Annotated in this window: 15 protein-coding genes; 13 read left to right on the plus strand and 2 right to left on the minus strand. The window is 70.1% G+C overall.

The window, feature by feature from the left end; translation table 11 throughout:
- The first annotated feature begins 1 nt into the window (after window position 1).
- The 11 genes from AC4PMY_RS05970 to AC4PMY_RS06020 all read left to right on the plus strand — a co-directional run bounded on the left by AC4PMY_RS05970 (window position 2) and on the right by AC4PMY_RS06020 (window position 11,746).
- Entirely contained in the window at window positions 2-841 is an 840-nt protein-coding gene (locus AC4PMY_RS05970) for an ABC transporter permease (protein ID WP_491622202.1), read from the plus strand.
- Between the two features lie 160 nt (window positions 842-1,001).
- The gene (locus tag AC4PMY_RS05975) at window positions 1,002-2,435 is read left to right on the plus strand and encodes a DUF6421 family protein (protein WP_491622203.1); all 1,434 of its coding nucleotides are present in this window, start codon (window positions 1,002-1,004) and stop codon (window positions 2,433-2,435) included.
- A 133-nt stretch (window positions 2,436-2,568) separates the two neighbouring features.
- Window positions 2,569-3,972, plus strand: a complete 1,404-nt coding sequence (locus AC4PMY_RS05980) for a sensor histidine kinase (RefSeq protein ID WP_491622204.1) — start codon at window positions 2,569-2,571, stop codon at window positions 3,970-3,972.
- A complete protein-coding gene (locus AC4PMY_RS05985; protein WP_079001312.1) occupies window positions 3,969-4,676 on the plus strand; it encodes a response regulator in 708 nt (235 codons plus the stop codon). Before AC4PMY_RS05980 ends, AC4PMY_RS05985 begins: the two co-directional genes overlap by 4 nt.
- A gap of 63 nt (window positions 4,677-4,739) precedes the next feature.
- Window positions 4,740-5,744 (plus strand): aldo/keto reductase family protein, encoded by a 1,005-nt coding sequence (locus tag AC4PMY_RS05990; RefSeq protein WP_138946296.1) that lies wholly within the window; start codon window positions 4,740-4,742, stop codon window positions 5,742-5,744.
- A gap of 187 nt (window positions 5,745-5,931) precedes the next feature.
- Window positions 5,932-6,816, plus strand: a complete 885-nt coding sequence (locus AC4PMY_RS05995; protein WP_491622205.1) for an ABC transporter ATP-binding protein — start codon at window positions 5,932-5,934, stop codon at window positions 6,814-6,816.
- Complete coding sequence (locus AC4PMY_RS06000) at window positions 6,813-7,964, plus strand: ABC transporter permease (protein ID WP_231884351.1); 1,152 nt, start codon at window positions 6,813-6,815, stop codon at window positions 7,962-7,964. The genes AC4PMY_RS05995 and AC4PMY_RS06000 overlap by 4 nt, the downstream gene beginning before the upstream one ends.
- Complete coding sequence (locus AC4PMY_RS06005) at window positions 7,961-8,398, plus strand: hypothetical protein (RefSeq protein ID WP_064295521.1); 438 nt, start codon at window positions 7,961-7,963, stop codon at window positions 8,396-8,398. Before AC4PMY_RS06000 ends, AC4PMY_RS06005 begins: the two co-directional genes overlap by 4 nt.
- Window positions 8,399-8,551: 153 nt before the next feature.
- Window positions 8,552-9,661 carry a threonine aldolase family protein gene (locus tag AC4PMY_RS06010; protein ID WP_491622206.1) on the plus strand — a complete coding sequence of 370 codons (1,110 nt, stop codon included), beginning with the start codon at window positions 8,552-8,554 and terminating at the stop codon, window positions 9,659-9,661.
- A 92-nt stretch (window positions 9,662-9,753) separates the two neighbouring features.
- Window positions 9,754-11,199 (plus strand): threonine synthase, encoded by a 1,446-nt coding sequence (gene thrC / locus AC4PMY_RS06015; RefSeq protein WP_491622207.1) that lies wholly within the window; start codon window positions 9,754-9,756, stop codon window positions 11,197-11,199.
- A 205-nt stretch (window positions 11,200-11,404) separates the two neighbouring features.
- Complete coding sequence (locus AC4PMY_RS06020) at window positions 11,405-11,746, plus strand: hypothetical protein (protein ID WP_491622208.1); 342 nt, start codon at window positions 11,405-11,407, stop codon at window positions 11,744-11,746.
- 74 nt (window positions 11,747-11,820) lie between these two features.
- Here the strand turns inward: AC4PMY_RS06020 and AC4PMY_RS06025 are convergent, their stop codons facing one another.
- Window positions 11,821-12,762: an NADP-dependent oxidoreductase gene (locus AC4PMY_RS06025; protein WP_491622209.1), complete on the minus strand. Its 942-nt coding sequence runs from the start codon at window positions 12,760-12,762 to the stop codon at window positions 11,821-11,823.
- A gap of 174 nt (window positions 12,763-12,936) precedes the next feature.
- On the opposite strand from AC4PMY_RS06025, the gene acs reads away from it, so the two are divergent.
- Together acs and AC4PMY_RS06035 are read left to right on the plus strand one after the other, a co-directional pair.
- Window positions 12,937-15,033: an acetate--CoA ligase gene (acs, locus tag AC4PMY_RS06030; RefSeq protein WP_491622210.1), complete on the plus strand. Its 2,097-nt coding sequence runs from the start codon at window positions 12,937-12,939 to the stop codon at window positions 15,031-15,033.
- An 80-nt stretch (window positions 15,034-15,113) separates the two neighbouring features.
- A complete protein-coding gene (locus tag AC4PMY_RS06035; RefSeq protein ID WP_491622211.1) occupies window positions 15,114-15,695 on the plus strand; it encodes a nitroreductase family protein in 582 nt (193 codons plus the stop codon).
- An 83-nt stretch (window positions 15,696-15,778) separates the two neighbouring features.
- On the opposite strand, the gene AC4PMY_RS06040 is transcribed toward AC4PMY_RS06035, so the two are convergent.
- On the minus strand, window positions 15,779-16,432 hold the full coding sequence (locus AC4PMY_RS06040; RefSeq protein WP_229940487.1) for a DUF1345 domain-containing protein: 654 nt from the start codon (window positions 16,430-16,432) through the stop codon (window positions 15,779-15,781).
- Window positions 16,433-16,450: the final 18 nt, after the last annotated feature.

Below are 16,450 nucleotides of genomic sequence, written 5' to 3' on the forward strand. Positions count from 1 at the left end.
CATGACCGAGTTCGCCGGTCTCGGCACCACCGCAGCCGCGGGTGCCCAGGCGACCCAGTCCGGCCGCGACGCGCGCGCCGTCCTCGGGTCCCGCGGGATCGTCGTCGTCCTCGGCGGCTTCATCGTCCCCGTCGTCATCCTCGGGGCCTGGCAGCTCGTCACCGCGCTCGGCCTCGTGCCGGCCTCGCAACTCCCGGCACCCGCCGAGGTCTGGGCGGCCGGCGTGGACCTCGCGCAGCGCGGCTGGCTGCAGCAGGACGTCGCCATCTCGGTGCAGCGGGTCCTCATCGGCTTCCTCATCGGTGCGGTCCTCGGCCTCGTCCTCGGCGCGGTCGTGGGGCTCTCGCGCCTCGGCGACATCCTGCTGTCGACGACCTTCGCGGCGATACGCGCCGTCCCGTCGCTCGCGTGGGTCCCGCTGCTCATCCTCTGGTTGAAGATCGGTGAGGAGTCGAAGATCACGCTCATCGCGATCGGCGCGTTCTTCCCGGTGTACACGACGGTCTCCGCCGCCCTCCGCCACGTGGACAAGCACCTGGTCGAGGCCGGCCGCGCCTTCGGCCTGAACGGTGTCGCGTTGTTCCGGACGGTGCAGCTGCCCGCCGTGACGCCCTCGGTCGTCTCCGGCCTCCGACTCGCGCTCGCGCAGTCGTGGCTGTTCCTCGTGGCGGCGGAGCTCATCGCCTCGTCCATGGGACTCGGATTCCGCCTGGTGGACTCGCAGAACAACGGCCGGGTCGACCGCATCTTCTTCGTCATCATCGTGCTCGCGCTGCTCGGCGCGATCACCGATGCGCTCGTCGGTGTCCTCGACCGCTGGATCAAGCGCCGCTGGGGATAGCGGTCCGCCGCGGTCGGCCGTGCAGTTCCCCGGCGTGAACGGCCGAATGTTGCAGCGAAGTCGCTCCTGACGCAAGAAATCCGCACCCCCTCCGCCCCTACGCTCGAAGGAATCGTCACCCACCCCGGGCGACGCCTGCGCACGCGGAAGGAGGTTCACCATGTCGAACGTCGCCACCACCCACACGAAGAGCATCGTCGGAGAGCCGGAGGTCGTCGAAGACGCCGCCGCACTCGTCGGGCACCCGGCCTGGACGGACCTCAAGGCCGCCGCGACCGCGCTGCAGGCCGTCCAGGTGAAGGACGGCTCGATCCCCGAGGCGGGCGACCACGAGTCGGCGGCAGGGCACGTCGCCACGATCGTCGCGAGTGTCCGCACCCTCGCTCCGAACTTCCCGCACGACGCCGAGTACCTCGACGCCCTCGTCGCCGACTTCGACCGCTGGGAGCGCGACGGCTTCGGCGTCCCCGACTTCCTCGACTCGCTCGTCGCCTTCCACCCCGAGCGGCACCGCGTGGACGGCCTGGCACACCTCGTCGTGTTCCCGATGGTCACGCAGAACGGTTCGACCGACCGCCACATCGAGGCCGTGCTCGTCGAGGTCATCTGGCCCGAGTTCATCGCCGCGCTCGAGGCCGGCGACTACACGAACGCGCTCTTCGTGCCGATCCGCTTCCTCGACTTCACGCCGGGGTACGACACGAACTCCGCGGTCCTCTTCCCCGAAACGGTCGCGATGCGTGCGATCCCGGCGTTCACCTGGGGCGCGATCTTCCAGGACCGCGAGGCGGCCCGGTACCGTCGGGTCGTCCGAGCCGCGGCCGAGATCACCAAGCTCGAGCTCCCGGCCGACGCCGCGTCCCTCCTTGACGACCAGCAGCTGGCCGAGGAGACCTTCGTCATGTGGGACCTCATCCACGACCGCACGCACATGCGCGGTGACCTCCCGTTCGACCCGTTCATGATCAAGCAGCGGATGCCGTTCTTCCTGTACTCCCTCGAGGAGCTGCGCTGCGACCTCACGGCGTTCCGCGAGTCGGTGCGGCTGGAGCGCACACTGACGACCCGCGCGGAGACCGAGACCCTCGACGCGGCGGACGTGGCGATCCTCGAGCACGCGAAGCTCGTCCAGTACGCGATCATCTTCGACCGCATCTTCCGGTTCGCCATCACCGGCTCGCGCGTCCGGAACTACGACGGCGTCGGCGGCCAGCTGCTGTTCGCGTGGATGCACCAGCACGGCGTGCTGCACTGGACCGACACGAGGCTCACGATCGACTGGGACGAGGTCCCCGACGTGGTCGTGCGGCTCGGCGAGAGCATCGACGAGCTGTACTGGCGATCGATCGACCGTCCGAAGACCGCGCACTGGCTCGCCGCGTACGAGCTCGTCCGGACGACGCTGACGCCGCACCCCGCGTCGCAGTGGGCGCGTGGGCTGTCCGACGAGATCCTCAGCGGACCGCCGCGCGGACTCACCGACGCGGTCCTCGACGACGAGTTCCCCCTGTCGATGTTCTACGAGGCGCTCGGCAAGAAGATGGCGGACGTCATCACGTCGACCGCCGGGATCACGGGGCGATCCGCGGCCTGACCCGACCGTGCCGCGGAGGAGCCCGGAGCAGCACTCTCCCGAGTGACGCTCCGGGCTCTTGTTCGAGCCCGGAGCGGCGCCCTCCGTCGCTCGACGGATGTCCCCGGCGGGGCGTCGCGCTAGCGTGGACGGCATGAGCGAGCCCGCCGTCGACCAGCAGGAGGACCGCCCGGTCGACCCCTACGACGCCGAGTGGCGACGTCCTGCCGCGACGCCGTCGGAACAGCGATCGGACGTCATCCTCGCCATCGCCCTCGGCGTCGGCACCCTCCTCAGCCTGACGCTGTACACGATCGCCGGGTTCTACCCCGAGCCCGCACCGATGTGGGCGTCCGTCCTCTGGGCGATCGGCATCACCGCGCCGCTCGCGTTCCGTCGCCGCTTCCCGTGCTCCGTCTCGATCGTCGTCGCCGTCATGTTCATCGTGGGCGGCACGGTGCTCGTACCCGAGGTCCTCTTCACGAACATCGCCCTGTTCCTCGCGATCTACACGGTCGGGGCATGGGTCCCGAACCGACGTCGCGCCGCACTCGTCCGCGTGCTCATCATCGTCGCCATGTTCGTCTGGCTGCTCGTCTCCATGTTCATCCAGGCGACCGACCCCGACGCGCTGCCCAGCCTCTCCCGGGTGGGGCTCTTCTCACCCCTCGTGGCGTTCATCCTCATCCAGATCCTGACGAACATCCTCTACTTCGGGGCCGCGTACTTCTTCGGCGAGCGCGTGTACCAGTCCTCCCGGGAGCGGGCGGCGCTCGAGCAGCGCACGGCCGAGCTCGAGGCGGAGCGCGCCCGTTCCGCCCGGCAGGCGGTCGCCCTCGAGCGGGTGCGGATCGCGCGCGAGCTGCACGACGTCGTCGCCCACCACGTCTCGGTGATGGGGGTCCAGGCCGGCGCCGCGCGCACCGTGCTCGATGCCGACCCGGCGGCCGCGCGGGATGCACTCACGAACGTCGAGCTCGGCGCACGGAGCGCGATCGACGAGCTGCGCAAGATGCTCGGCACCCTCCGCGCGCACAGCGAACCGACCGACGAGGAGAGCAGCCCGTCGACCGTCGGCGTCGGCCAGCTGGGCCGGCTCGCCGACGAGTCGACGGCGAACGGGCTGCCGACGAGGTTCGAACTCGTGGGCACACCGGTCGCGATCCCGGCCGTCGTCTCGTTCAACCTGTACCGGATCGCGCAGGAGGCGCTCACGAACGCCCGCAAGTACGGTGGCACCACGGCGACGGCCGAACTCAGGCTCCGCTATCTGGACGACGCGGTCGAGCTCGAGGTCACGAACACGGGGACCGTCCCGACGGTGGCCCGCCGCGGTGGGCTCGGGCTCATCGGGATGCGGGAGCGCGTGGCGTCGTCGGGCGGCGTCCTCGAGGTCGGGGCACGCGCCCGCGGCGGCTTCCTCGTGCGGGCCGCCATCCCGCTCGGCCGGCCGGGCGACCAGGCGATGGAGCCCGTCGCCGCGTCCATCGCCGACGCCCGCTTCGCCTCCACCGCCGCAGGACGACCCCAGACCGCCACCACGAAGGACCAGGCATGACCGAGCAGCCCACCCGTATCCTCCTCGTCGACGACCAGGAGCTGCTGCGTGCGGGCTTCCGCATCATCCTGGGCTCACAGCCCGGGATCGAGATCGTCGGCGAGGCGTCGGACGGCGCCGAGGCCGTCGCGCTCGCGACGACGCTCGCGCCGGACGTGATCTGCATGGACGTCCAGATGCCGGGCATGGATGGCCTCGAGGCCACCCGTCGGATCGTCGCGGATCCCGAGGTGCACGCCGCGGTCCTCATCCTCACCACCTTCGACCGCGACGACTACCTGGCCGAGGCGCTCCGGGCCGGTGCGAGCGGGTTCCTTCTGAAGAACTCCTCGCCGGAGGAACTCGTCGCAGCGGTTTCGGTGATCGCGGGTGGGGAAGCGCTCCTCTCGCCGGCGGTCACCCGCCGGGTCATCGAGGGGTTCACCCGGCAGGCCCCCGCCGTCGAGGACGCCGTGGAGGATCACACCGCCCCGGCCGGGCCGACGACCGGCGCCGACTACGACCAGCTGACGGAGCGCGAGCGCGAGGTCCTGCAGTTGGTCGCCCAGGGCCTGTCCAACCAGGAGATCGCGACCACGCTCTTCGTCGGCGAGGCGACCGTGAAGTCGCACGTCTCGAAGGTGCTGCAGAAGCTCGCCCTCCGCGATCGCATCCAGGCGGTCATCTACACCTACGAGCACGGGCTGGCGTCACCGCGCAGCTGAGGGTTCGCTCCGTCTCCGCGCAACCCCGTCGGTCGGTCGGATGCGAGGAGTAGCGTGACGAGCATGGAATTTCGATACCTCGGCAACAGCGGACTCAAGATCTCAGAGATCATCTTCGGCAACTGGCTGACCCACGCCTCGCAGGTGGAGAACGACGTCGCCACGGCGAGCGTTCGCGCCGCCCTCGACGCCGGCATCACCACCTTCGACACGGCCGACGCCTACGCCAACACGGCGGCGGAGCAGGTGCTCGGCGACGCCCTCAAGGACGAACGACGCGCGAGCCTGGAGATCTTCACGAAGGTCTACTGGCCCACCGGCCCGAAGGGGCACAACGACGTCGGGCTGTCGCGCAAGCACATCATGGAGTCGATCGACGGTTCGCTCACGCGTCTCGGCACCGACTACGTCGACCTCTACCAGGCCCACCGCTACGACAGCGAGACGCCGCTCGAGGAGACGATGCAGGCCTTCGCCGACGTCGTCCGGGCGGGCAAGGCGCTCTACATCGGTGTGAGCGAGTGGAACGCCGAGCAGCTGCGCGCCGGCCACGCCCTGTCCAAGGAGCTGGGCTTCCAGCTCATCTCGAACCAGCCGCAGTACTCGATGCTGTGGCGGGTCATCGAGGAGGAGGTCGTCCCCGCCTCGCGCGAACTCGGCATCTCCCAGATCGTCTGGTCGCCGGTGGCGCAGGGCGTCCTCAGCGGCAAGTACCTGCCGGGTGCAGAGCTCCCGCAGGGCAGCCGGGCCACCGACGAGAAGGGCGGCGCCGACACCATCAAGCGCTTCCTCGACGACGAGGTGCTCACGGCCGTCCAGCAGCTGAAGCCCATCGCCGACGAGCTCGACCTCACCATGGCGCAGCTGGCGCTCGCCTGGGTGCTGCACAACGACAACATCGCCGGTGCGATCGTCGGGGCCTCGCGTCCCGAGCAGGTCACCGCGAACGCCGCCGCGGCCGGTGTGAAGCTCGACGACGCGGTCATCGCCCGCATCGACGAGGCCATCGGCTCCGTCGCCGAGACCGACCCCTCGAAGACGGTCTCCCCGGAGTCCCGCCCCGCCTGATACAGCGCTCGGCTGGTCCACGACGCCCGGTATCCCCCACTCGACGGAGAAGGGGACCGGGCGTTGTCGCGTCAACCCGTCCTGCGGCGGATGCCGGTGGCACACTGCGCCGCGTAGCGTGATCGCCATACCGGGAGAACCCGACGCAGGACACTCGGTCCAGCACGCAGATCACAGGAGGCGGCCGATGCTCGAACTCAGCCACATCGACAAGTCGTACGGCGAGCGGAAGGTGCTCGACGACGTCAGCTTCCAGGTCGCCCCCGGCCGCATGACGGGGTTCGTCGGCGGGAACGGCGCCGGCAAGACGACGACGATGCGCATCCTGCTCGGTGTCCTCGCCGCGAACGCAGGAACCGTCACGCTCGACGGCACCCCGCTCACCCCGGAGGACCGCCGCCGGTTCGGCTACATGCCGGAGGAGCGCGGCCTGTACCCGAAGATGCGGGTCGAGGAACAGCTCGTCTACCTGGCCCGTCTCCACGGGTTCACGACCCACGCCGCCAAGCGCAACGCCGGCGAACTGCTCGAGCGCCTCGGCCTCGGCGAGCGCCGGAACGACGCCCTCGAGAGCCTGTCGCTCGGCAACCAGCAGCGGGCGCAGATCGCCGCGGCGCTCGTCCACCACCCCGACGTCCTCGTCCTCGACGAGCCGTTCTCCGGCCTCGACCCGATGGCGGTCGACGTGGTCGTCGGTGTGCTCAGCGAGTTCGCCGCAGACGGCTCCCCCGTCCTGTTCTCCAGTCACCAGCTCGACATCGTTGAGCGCCTCTGCGACGACCTCGTGATCATCGCCGGTGGCAGGATCCGCGCCTACGGCTCGCGCGAGTCACTCCGCGAAGCCCATGCCGGCAACCGCTACGAGCTGCTCACCGCGGCAGACACCGGGTGGCTGCGTGAGCGCCCGGGGATCTCCGTCGTCGACTTCGACGGCGGCTACGCCCTCTTCGACGCCGACGACGCCCAGGCGGCGCAGGCCGTGCTCCGTGAGGCGCTGACCCAGGGCGACGTCACGAGCTTCGCCCCCCTCCGACCCACCCTCGCCCAGATCTTCAAGGAGGTCATCCAGTGACCACGGCAACCGAGTCCCCGATCCAGCCCGCCGGTCGTCGTCGCTCCGGCCCGGCCTCCCCCAGCCTCGTGCAGAGCATCGGTCTCGTCGCCGAGCGCGAGGTCAGGATGCGCCTGCGCAGCAAGACGTTCCTCATCTCGACGGGCATCCTCCTCCTCGTGATCCTCGCCGGCATCGTCGTCGGCGGGTTCCTCGCGAAGAACACCGCCTCGGAGACCACGAAGGTCGCGGTCGTGGGGAACGCGGGTGCGGGACTGGTCGACGAAAAGACCTTCGACGTGACCGAGGCGGCCGACGTCGCCGCCGCTGAAGCCCTCGTGAAGTCGGGCGACGTCGAGGCGGCGATCGCACCGGCCACCGACGACAACCCCACCGGCGTCCAGGTCATCTTCGACTCCGAGGCCTCCAACACGCTCATCATGCAGCTGAGCGCGCAGCCGCAGGTCACCATCCTCGATCCCGACGCCGACGGCTCCGCTGGCTTCCTGCTGTACATCGTGTCGCTCGGGTTCGGTCTCGTGTTCTTCGTCTCCGCCACCACCTTCGGGGCGTCGATCGCGCAGAGCGTCGTCGAGGAGAAGCAGACCCGCGTCGTCGAGATCCTCATGTCCGCCATCCCCGTGAAGGCGCTCCTCGCCGGCAAGGTGCTCGGCAACAGCATCCTGGCGTTCGGGCAGATCCTGGCGATCGCTGCGCTGTCGGTGATCGGGCTGACGGTGACGGGCCAGACGGAGCTGCTCGGAGGCCTCGGGACCCCGGTCGTCTGGTTCGTGGTGTTCTTCGTGCTCGGCTTCATCCTGCTGGCCGCACTCTTCGCCGCCGCCGGCTCCCTGGTCTCACGTCAAGAGGACATCGGTTCGACGACGACCCCGATTACGATGCTGATCATGATCCCGTACTTCGCCGTCATCTTCTTCAACGACAACCCGGTGGTGATGACGATCATGTCCTACGTGCCGTTCTCGGCAGCCGTGGGCATGCCCGTCCGTCTCTTCGTCGGCTCGGCGCAGTGGTGGGAGCCGATCCTGTCCCTGCTGATCCTCGCGATCACGGCGGCGCTCGTCATCCTCGTCGGCTCGCGGATCTACGAGAACTCGCTGCTCAAGATGGGCGGCCGGGTCAAACTGTCGGAAGCGCTCAAGGCATGAGCGGGCTCGGCGGGATCGACGAGGTCTTCAACCCGGGTGCCTTCGAGGCCAAGCAGTTCCTCGACGCCGAGCAGCGCCTCCCCGCGCCGGCCCCGCTCGCGGGCGACCCGGCGGGCGACATCTACGGCGACGACCCCATCGTGCTCGACCTCGTCGATGAGGACGAGGAGGACCAGGACGCCCGGCTGACGCCCGAACAGGCCGCCGCGCTCGCGGCCGAGCAGCCGGCTCAGCCCTCCGCCGAGGACGAGCAGCAGGCCGCCGTCGCCTCCTCGATCGCCGTGCACGCGCTCGCCTACGAGCACGCGCTGGCGCAGGAGACCCCGGACGCGGAGCCGGAGCCCGGTGCGCACGCCGACATCGACGCCGCGATCGACGCCGTGCCCGAGGAGAGCGTCCCCTCCTCCGACGGCCCGCGTCACGCCGCCGACTGACCTCGTTTCCCAGTCCCCTAACTCAGGAGTGTCCCGGCGTGTCGGCCGCGCGCACCGGCCGCCACGCCGAGACACTCCTGAGGTGGGGAGACCGACGACACCGGGTCGGACGCGCAGGAAGTCGGCCCGCGATGCACGGAAGCTGCGTGTGGCATGCGCGAGGATGGATCAGTGACCGATTCTCTGCATGACACCAGCATCCGCGGCTTCGCCTCCGACAACTACTCCGGCGTCCACCCCGAGATCCTCGACGCCCTCGCGGCGGCCAACGGCGGCCACCAGATCGCCTACGGCGAGGACGACTACACCCGTCGGCTGCACGAGGTCTTCGCTGATCACTTCGGCCGCGACGTCGCCGTGTTCCCCGTCTTCAACGGCACCGGCGCGAACGTCGTCGGCCTGCAGTCCATGCTCCCGCGCTGGGGTGCCGTCATCTCGGCGTCGACCGCGCACATCAACTCCGACGAGGGCGGCGCGCCGGAGCGGGTCGGTGGCATCAAGCTCCTGACGGTCGACGCCCCCGACGGCAAGCTCACGCCCGACCTCATCGACCGCGAGGCGTGGGGCTGGGGCGACGAGCACCGTGCACAGCCGCTCGTCGTCTCGATCACGCAGACCACCGAGCTCGGCACCCTGTACACGCCCGAGGAGATCCGCGCGATCGCCGACCACGCGCACGGTCACGGCATGAAGCTGCACCTCGATGGAGCCCGCATCGCCAACGCCGCAGCAGCCCTCGGCGTCCCACTGCGCGCGTTCACCGCCGATGCCGGCGTCGACGTGCTGTCCTTCGGCGGGACGAAGAACGGACTCATGTTCGGCGAGGCCATCGTCGTCCTCGAACCGTCGGCATCGGAGGGCCTCGTCTACCTCCGGAAGCTCAACATGCAGCTGGCGTCGAAGATGCGCTTCGGTGCGGCGCAGCTCATCGCCCTGCTCGAGCCGGCGGCCGACGGTGGCGACGGGCTCTGGCTCCGCTCCGCGACCCACGCCAATGCGATGGCCGCGCGCCTCCGCGGCTCCCTCGAGGCCCTCATCGCCGCCGGCGAGGCACCGGGACTCGGCTTCAGCCAACCGACCCAGGCCAACGCGGTGTTCGCGACCCTGCCCGCGGGCGTCCCCGACCGCTTGCGGGAACGCTTCCGCTTCTACGACTGGGACGCGGCGAAGGGCGAGGTGCGCTGGATGTGCTCGTTCGACACCACGGAGGAAGACATCGACGCGTTCGTCGCCGCGATCCGCGAGGAACTCGCCCGCGCGTAGCGGCCGGTCACGATGCCGGCGGGCCTCTGCGCGTCGACCCCCGATATGGCAAGGTTGGAGATCGGGCTTCCAACCGGATGAGAGAGACGGTCATGCACTATCAGTCGACGCGGGGCCACGATCTGCCCCAGCACTTCTCGGACATCCTCCTCGGCGGGCTCGCCCCGGACGGCGGCCTGTACCTCCCGGCCGAGTACCCGCAGCTGACCGCTGAGGAGCTCGAGTCGTGGCGCGAGCTGTCCTATGCCGACCTCGCGTTCGCCGTGCTGTCGAAGTTCGCCGACGACATCCCCGCCGCCGACCTCCAGGACATCACCCGTCGCACCTACACCGCCGAGGTGTACTCGAACGGCCGCGCCGGCGACGACGCCTCGCTCATCACCCCGCTGCGCACCCTCGGTGAGGAGGGCGGCACCGAGCTACAGCTCCTCGGCCTCTCGAACGGCCCGACGCTCGCCTTCAAGGACATGGCGATGCAGCTGCTCGGCAACCTCTTCGAGTACACACTCGCGAAGAGCGGCGACGAGCTCAACATCCTCGGCGCGACCTCCGGCGACACCGGGAGCGCGGCCGAGCACGCCATGCGCGGCAAGACGGGGATCCGCGTCATCATGCTGAGCCCGCATGGCCGCATGAGCAGCTTCCAGCGCGCGCAGATGTTCAGCCTCCAGGACGACAACATCGTGAACCTCGCCGTCGAGGGCAACTTCGACGACTGCCAGGACATCGTGAAGGCCGTCTCGAAGGACGCTCCGTTCAAGGCGCTCCACGCCGTCGGTACGGTCAACTCGATCAACTGGGCCCGCGTCGTCGCGCAGGTCGTGTACTACGTGCACGGCTGGCTCCTCGCGACCGACGGTCCGGGCCAGAAGGTGTCGTTCTCGGTGCCGTCCGGTAACTTCGGCAACGTCTGCGCCGGGCACATCGCCCGCTCCATGGGGCTCCCGATCGCCCAGCTCGTCGTCGCGACGAACGAGAACGACGTCCTCGACGAGTTCTTCCGCACGGGCGTGTACCGCCCGCGCTCGGCGGCCGAGACGCACCACACGTCGAGCCCGAGCATGGACATCTCGAAGGCGTCCAACTTCGAGCGTTTCCTCTACGACCTCGTCGGTCAGGACGCGACCCGCCTCGGTGAGCTGTTCCGGTCCCTCGACGAGGAGGGCGGGTTCGACCTCTCCGGGACGCCCGAGTTCGAGCGGATCAGCGAGTTCGGCTTCGTCTCTGGCCGCAGCACCCACGCCGACCGCGTCGCCACCATCCGCGACGTGCACGAGCGCTACGGCGTCACGATCGACCCGCACACCGCCGACGGCGTCACGGTCGCCCGTCGCCACCTGCGCGAGGGCGTCCCGATGCTCGTGCTCGAGACCGCGCTGCCGGCGAAGTTCGCCGAGATCGTCCGCGAGGCGCTCGGCGAGGAGCCGGAGCGTCCCGAGGCGTTCGAGGGCATCGAGGGTCTCGAGCAGCGCTTCGAGATCGTCCCGGCTGACGTCGACCGCATCAAGGCGATCATCGCGCAGCACACCGGCCGCTGACCCACCCCGCTCCCTGAGCCTGTCCCGGCCCCGATCCCTGAGCCGACTCGGTCCGTGAGCTCGCGCAGGTCCCTGAGCCTGTCGAAGGGCACCCCACCGCGCCGTCGACACCGCGTCCGGTCCGGCGGGGAACGCGGAGGATAGGCGTCCGGCGTCCCGGAGCCAAGCCCCCGCGGCGACGCTGCGTCCGGCCTACGCTGCCGTCATGAGCAATCCCATGGATCCAGCAGCAGCAGACGCCCAGCGCGACGCCCTCGCCCACGGCGGTCCGGGCGCCCAGGCACACGTGCCCGGTGAGGACCAGACCGACAGCTCGGTCGGCGGTGTCGTTCCCGACGGCGGTGCGGTCGACCGCTCGGCCGACGACGCGGCCCCCGGCGACGGCGGTCTGAGCAACGCCGGTGACGGCGTCGGTGGTGACGACATCGTCGGCGACGCCGGACTCGACGACGCGGACACCGAGGATGCCGTCGAAGACCTCGACGACCAGGACGACCTCGCCGACCGCGCGCCCGTCGGCGACAGCTTCGGCGAGGGCCCGGAGTAGCTCCCCGGTCCCTGAGCCTGTCGAAGGGCACTCCCGCTCAAGTCACTCCGGTCCCTGAGCCTGTCGAAGGGTGCTCAGGGGACCAGGATGAGTTTCCCGCTCGGGTGACCCGACTCGCTCTCGCGGTGCGCCTCGGCGGCCTCGGCGAGGGGCCGGACGGTGCCGAGTTCGAAGCTGAACCGTCCCTGCTCGACGAGGGACGCGACCGCCGGGATCGCCTCCGCCCGCCAGGCCTGCTCCTGCTCCGTGAGCGGGAGCGGGTTTCCGCCGGACCACGCCTGGATCCCGAGGTCGGCCGCCTTCGCGCCGACGACGATCGTGCCGATGTGCTGCCGGTCCTCGACGAGCTCGAACGAGGCCTCGAGCGCCTCGTCGGTGCCGACGGCGTCGAGCACACGGTCGACACCCTGCGGAGCGGCCTCGCGCACGCGCTCCACGAGCCCGGGACCGTAGGTGACGGGGATCGCCCCCAGCTCCCGCAGACGTGCGTGGTTCCCTTCGCTCGCGGTGGCGACGACGGTCGCTCCCCAAGCCACGGCGAACTGCACGGCGGCGTGCCCCACCGAGCCCGACCCACCGTGGATCAGGAGGGTCGTCCCCTCGGTCACGCCGAGCGAGCGAAGTGCTTGATAGGCCGTGCTCACGGGGATGCCGATCGCCGCCGCCTCCTCGAAGGAGATGGCAGCCGGTTTGCGGATGATCTGGTCGGGTGTGACGACGACGTGGGTCGCATACGTCCCGGAGGCGTTGACGACGACGACCTCGTCGCCGATCGACCAGCCGTCGACCCCGTCGCCGACCTCGACGACGACGCCGGCGCCGTCGCTCCCGACGCGTCGGGTGCCCTGCAGCTCGCCGCCGCGGAGGCCGCTGCGGAGCTTCCAGTCGATCGGGTTCACGCCCGCGGCTCGCACCTCGACGACGAGTTCGCCGGGGCCCGCCTGAGGCGTCGGGACCTCGACGAGGTCGAGGACGTCGGCCGAGCCGAGCTCCTGGTACTGGATGACGGTCGCCATGTCGTTCCCTTCCCGAGATGCGCCTGCGCACCCCTGATCGACGTCCGCCACGCATCGTGGCGGCCCTCCGAGGCTACTCCCGACGCTCCTCCACAGCCCCTCGGAACCTCCGGACCGTGACGCCGCATGACCCGCGGATGGCACCGGCACCGGACTCCCGCGTAGCGTTGCAGCATGCCTCCCACTGATGGATCGACGTCCGCGGCGCCCGCCGCCACCATCGCGAACCTCCTCGCCGAGACCCGCAGCTACGCCCCGCCGGCCGACCTCGCCCGGACGGCGAACGTCGGCCCGGAGGAGTGGGTCCGCGCGGCCGCCGACCCCGTGGCGTTCTGGGAGGAGCAGGCCCGACGCCTCGACTGGGTCACCCCGTGGCACACGGCGCACACGTGGGACCCGGCCCGACCGGTCGACGGGTCCGACCCGACGGACCCCGAGCCCGAGCTCACCGTCCCCGCCGCCACCTGGTTCGCCGGGGGAACGCTCAACGTGGCGGTCAACTGCGTCGACCGCCACGTCGATGCCGGACGAGGCGACAAGGTCGCCCTCCACTTCGAGGGCGAGCCGGGCGACCGCCGCTCCATCACCTACGCCGAGTTGCAGCGCGAGGTCGCGAAGGCTGCCAACGCCCTGACGGCACTCGGCATCGGGCAGGGCGACCGCGTCGTCATCTACCTGCCGGTCATCCCCGAGACGGTCATCGCCACCCTCGCCGTCGCGCGCATCGGCGCCATCCACTCCCTCGTGTTCGGTGGGTTCTCCGCCGAGGCGCTGCGCTTCCGGGTGGAGGACACCGAGGCGAAGCTGCTCATCACCACCGACGGCCAGTACCGCCGGGGTACCGCTGTGCCCGTCAAGCAGAACGCCGACGCCGCCGTCGACGGTGTGCCGTCCATCGAGCACGTGCTCGTCGTCGCACGCACGGGCGACGAGACGCCGAACGTGCCTTGGACCCCCGGTCGCGACGTCTGGTGGCACGACACCGTGGGTGTCGCCGCCGACACCCACGAGGCGGAGGCGTTCGATGCGGAGAACCCGCTCTTCATCATCTACACGAGCGGCACCACCGGGAAGCCCAAGGGACTCGTCCACACCTCGGGTGGCTATCTCACACAGGCGTCCTGGACCCACTGGGCGATCTTCGACGCCAAGGACGACGACGTCCACTGGTGCACCGCCGATCTCGCCTGGGTCACCGCACACACCTATGAGATCTACGGTCCGCTCTCGAACGGGCTCACCCAGGTGATCTACGAGGGCACGCCGAACACCCCGCACCAGGCGCGGCACTTCGAGATCATCGAGCGTTATGGCGTGACGACGTACTACACGGCACCCACGCTCATCCGGACCCTCATGACGTGGTTCCCCGAGGGACCGCCCGCCGAGTACGACCTCTCGACCCTCCGGCTCCTCGGCACCGTCGGTGAGGCGATCAACCCCGAGGCCTGGATGTGGTTCCGCGAGCGCATCGGGCGCGGCGAGACCCCGGTCGTCGACACCTGGTGGCAGTCGGAGACGGGGTCGGCCGTCATCGCACCGCTCCCCGGCGCGACCACGATCAAGCCGGGTTCCGGCAGTCGCGCACTCCCCGGCCTGGAGGCGTTGGTCGTCGACGAGGACGGCGAGACGGTGCTGTACGGATCCGGCGGGTACCTGGTCGTCAGCCGCTTCGGGCCCTCGCTCGCACGCACGGTCTGGGGCAACCCGGAGCGCTACCGCGACTCGTACTGGGCGAAGTACTGGAGGCAGGGCTACTTCTTCTCCGGCGACGGCGCGAAGTGGGACGAGGACGGCGACATCTGGGTCCTCGGGCGCGTCGACGACGTCATCAACGTCTCGGGCCACCGCCTGTCGACCATCGAGATCGAATCGGCCCTCGTGTCGCATCCCCACGTGGGCGAGGCCGGCGTCGTCGGCGTGCACGACCCGATCACGGGGAGCGCGATCGCCGCGTTCGTCATCCCCTCCTCGCGGTCCCACGGGCCCGAGGCCGACGGCGAGGCGTACTGGTTGGATCGCTCTGCGGCACTCCGCGAGGCACTGCGCTCCCACGTGGCGAACGAGATCGGCCCGATCGCGAAGCCTCGCGACGTCTTCGTAGTCCCAGACCTGCCGAAGACCCGCTCGGGGAAGATCATGCGGCGTCTGCTCGGCGACATCGTCGACCAGCGGCCCCTCGGCGACACGACCTCGCTGCAGGATGAAGCGGCCCCGCACCGGATCGCCGAGATCGTCACTGCTGCACGGACCCCTCGAACCCGGGAATAGCGCCTCGATCGATGCAGTTGCATCCATCGTCAATGGCGACGCAGCCTCTGTCCACTTCCCTTGTTCCGCTTGGAGACCGCATGTCCATCGTCACCCGTACCGCCCAGACCGACGCCCCCATCCTCGACGTCCTCGCCGACCGGTGGAGCCCCCGCTCCTTCGTGAGCGAGCCCGTCGCCGCCGCGAAGATGGCCTCGGCCCTGGAAGCCGCGCGTTGGTCGCCGAGCGCCAACAACGTGCAGCCCTGGCGGTTCATCGTCGGCACCAAGGGGACCGCCACGTTCGACGCGATCGCTGAGCAGCTGGTGGCGTTCAACCGAGGGTGGGCCGCTCAGGCGGGCGCGCTCATCGTCGCCGTCGCCGAGACGGTCGACGACGAGGGGAACGAGCGTCCCTGGGCCATCTACGACCTCGGCCAGGCGATGGCGCACTTGAGCGTCCAGGCCCACAGCGACGGCCTCTTCGCACACCAGATGGCCGGTTTCTCCGCCGACGGCATTCGCGAGGCGTTCTCGCTGCCGGACGGCCTCCTGCCGTTCACCGTCACCGCGCTCGGCGAGCTCGGCGACCCGGAGCTCCTGCCCGAGGGCATGCTCCGCGACCGCGAGACCGCTCCGCGCGAGCGTCGTCCCATCGCCGACCTCGTGATCGTCCAGGAGTAGTCCGCTCGGTTCCTGCACCACCACGCTGCGCAGTCCGGTCCGCCGGACTGCGCAGTCGTCGTTCGCGGGGACCTAGGGCGCCGTTACAGCCCCGCGACGAGGTTGATGACGGTCGCCAGGATCACGGAGCCGAAAAGGTAGGACAGGAGCGTGTGCTTGAGGACGGTGCGGCGCAGCTCGCTGGACCGCAGCGTCGTGTCGGAGACCTGGTAGGTCATGCCGAGGTCGAACGAGAGGTAGGCGAAGTCGCTGTACTGCGGCGCCTCCTCCTGGTTGAAGTCGATGCCGCCCTCCGGCGCCGCGAAGTACATGCGCGCGTACCGCAGGGTGTAGATCGTGTGGATGAGCGCCCAGGAGAGCGCCACGCTCACGACCGCGAAACCGGCGAGCACGCCCTGCTCGACCCCGGAGGACGCCCTCGCCTGCAGGATGACGACACTCAGGGCCACGAGGCTCCCGACACTCGCGAGCACGATGAGCACCTCGCTGGTCGTCCGCCCGGGCTCCTCCGAGGTCGCGTGTTCGCGCGTCCGCTCCGGGCCCATCCGCCAGATGCGGATCCAGAGGGAACCGACGAAGACCACGCACGTGGTCCCCCAACCGGCGAGGATCGCACCCGCCCAGAACCAGTTCAGGCCGACGATCACGCCCACGGCGACACCGACGAGGGCGGAGACGGTCAACCGGAGCTTCGCGCCGTGCCGCACCATGATCGTTCCGGACGTCGATGAGCTCACGAGCTGATCGTGGCACCG

Source organism: Plantibacter sp. MDV22-iso1 (genome assembly GCF_058408345.1).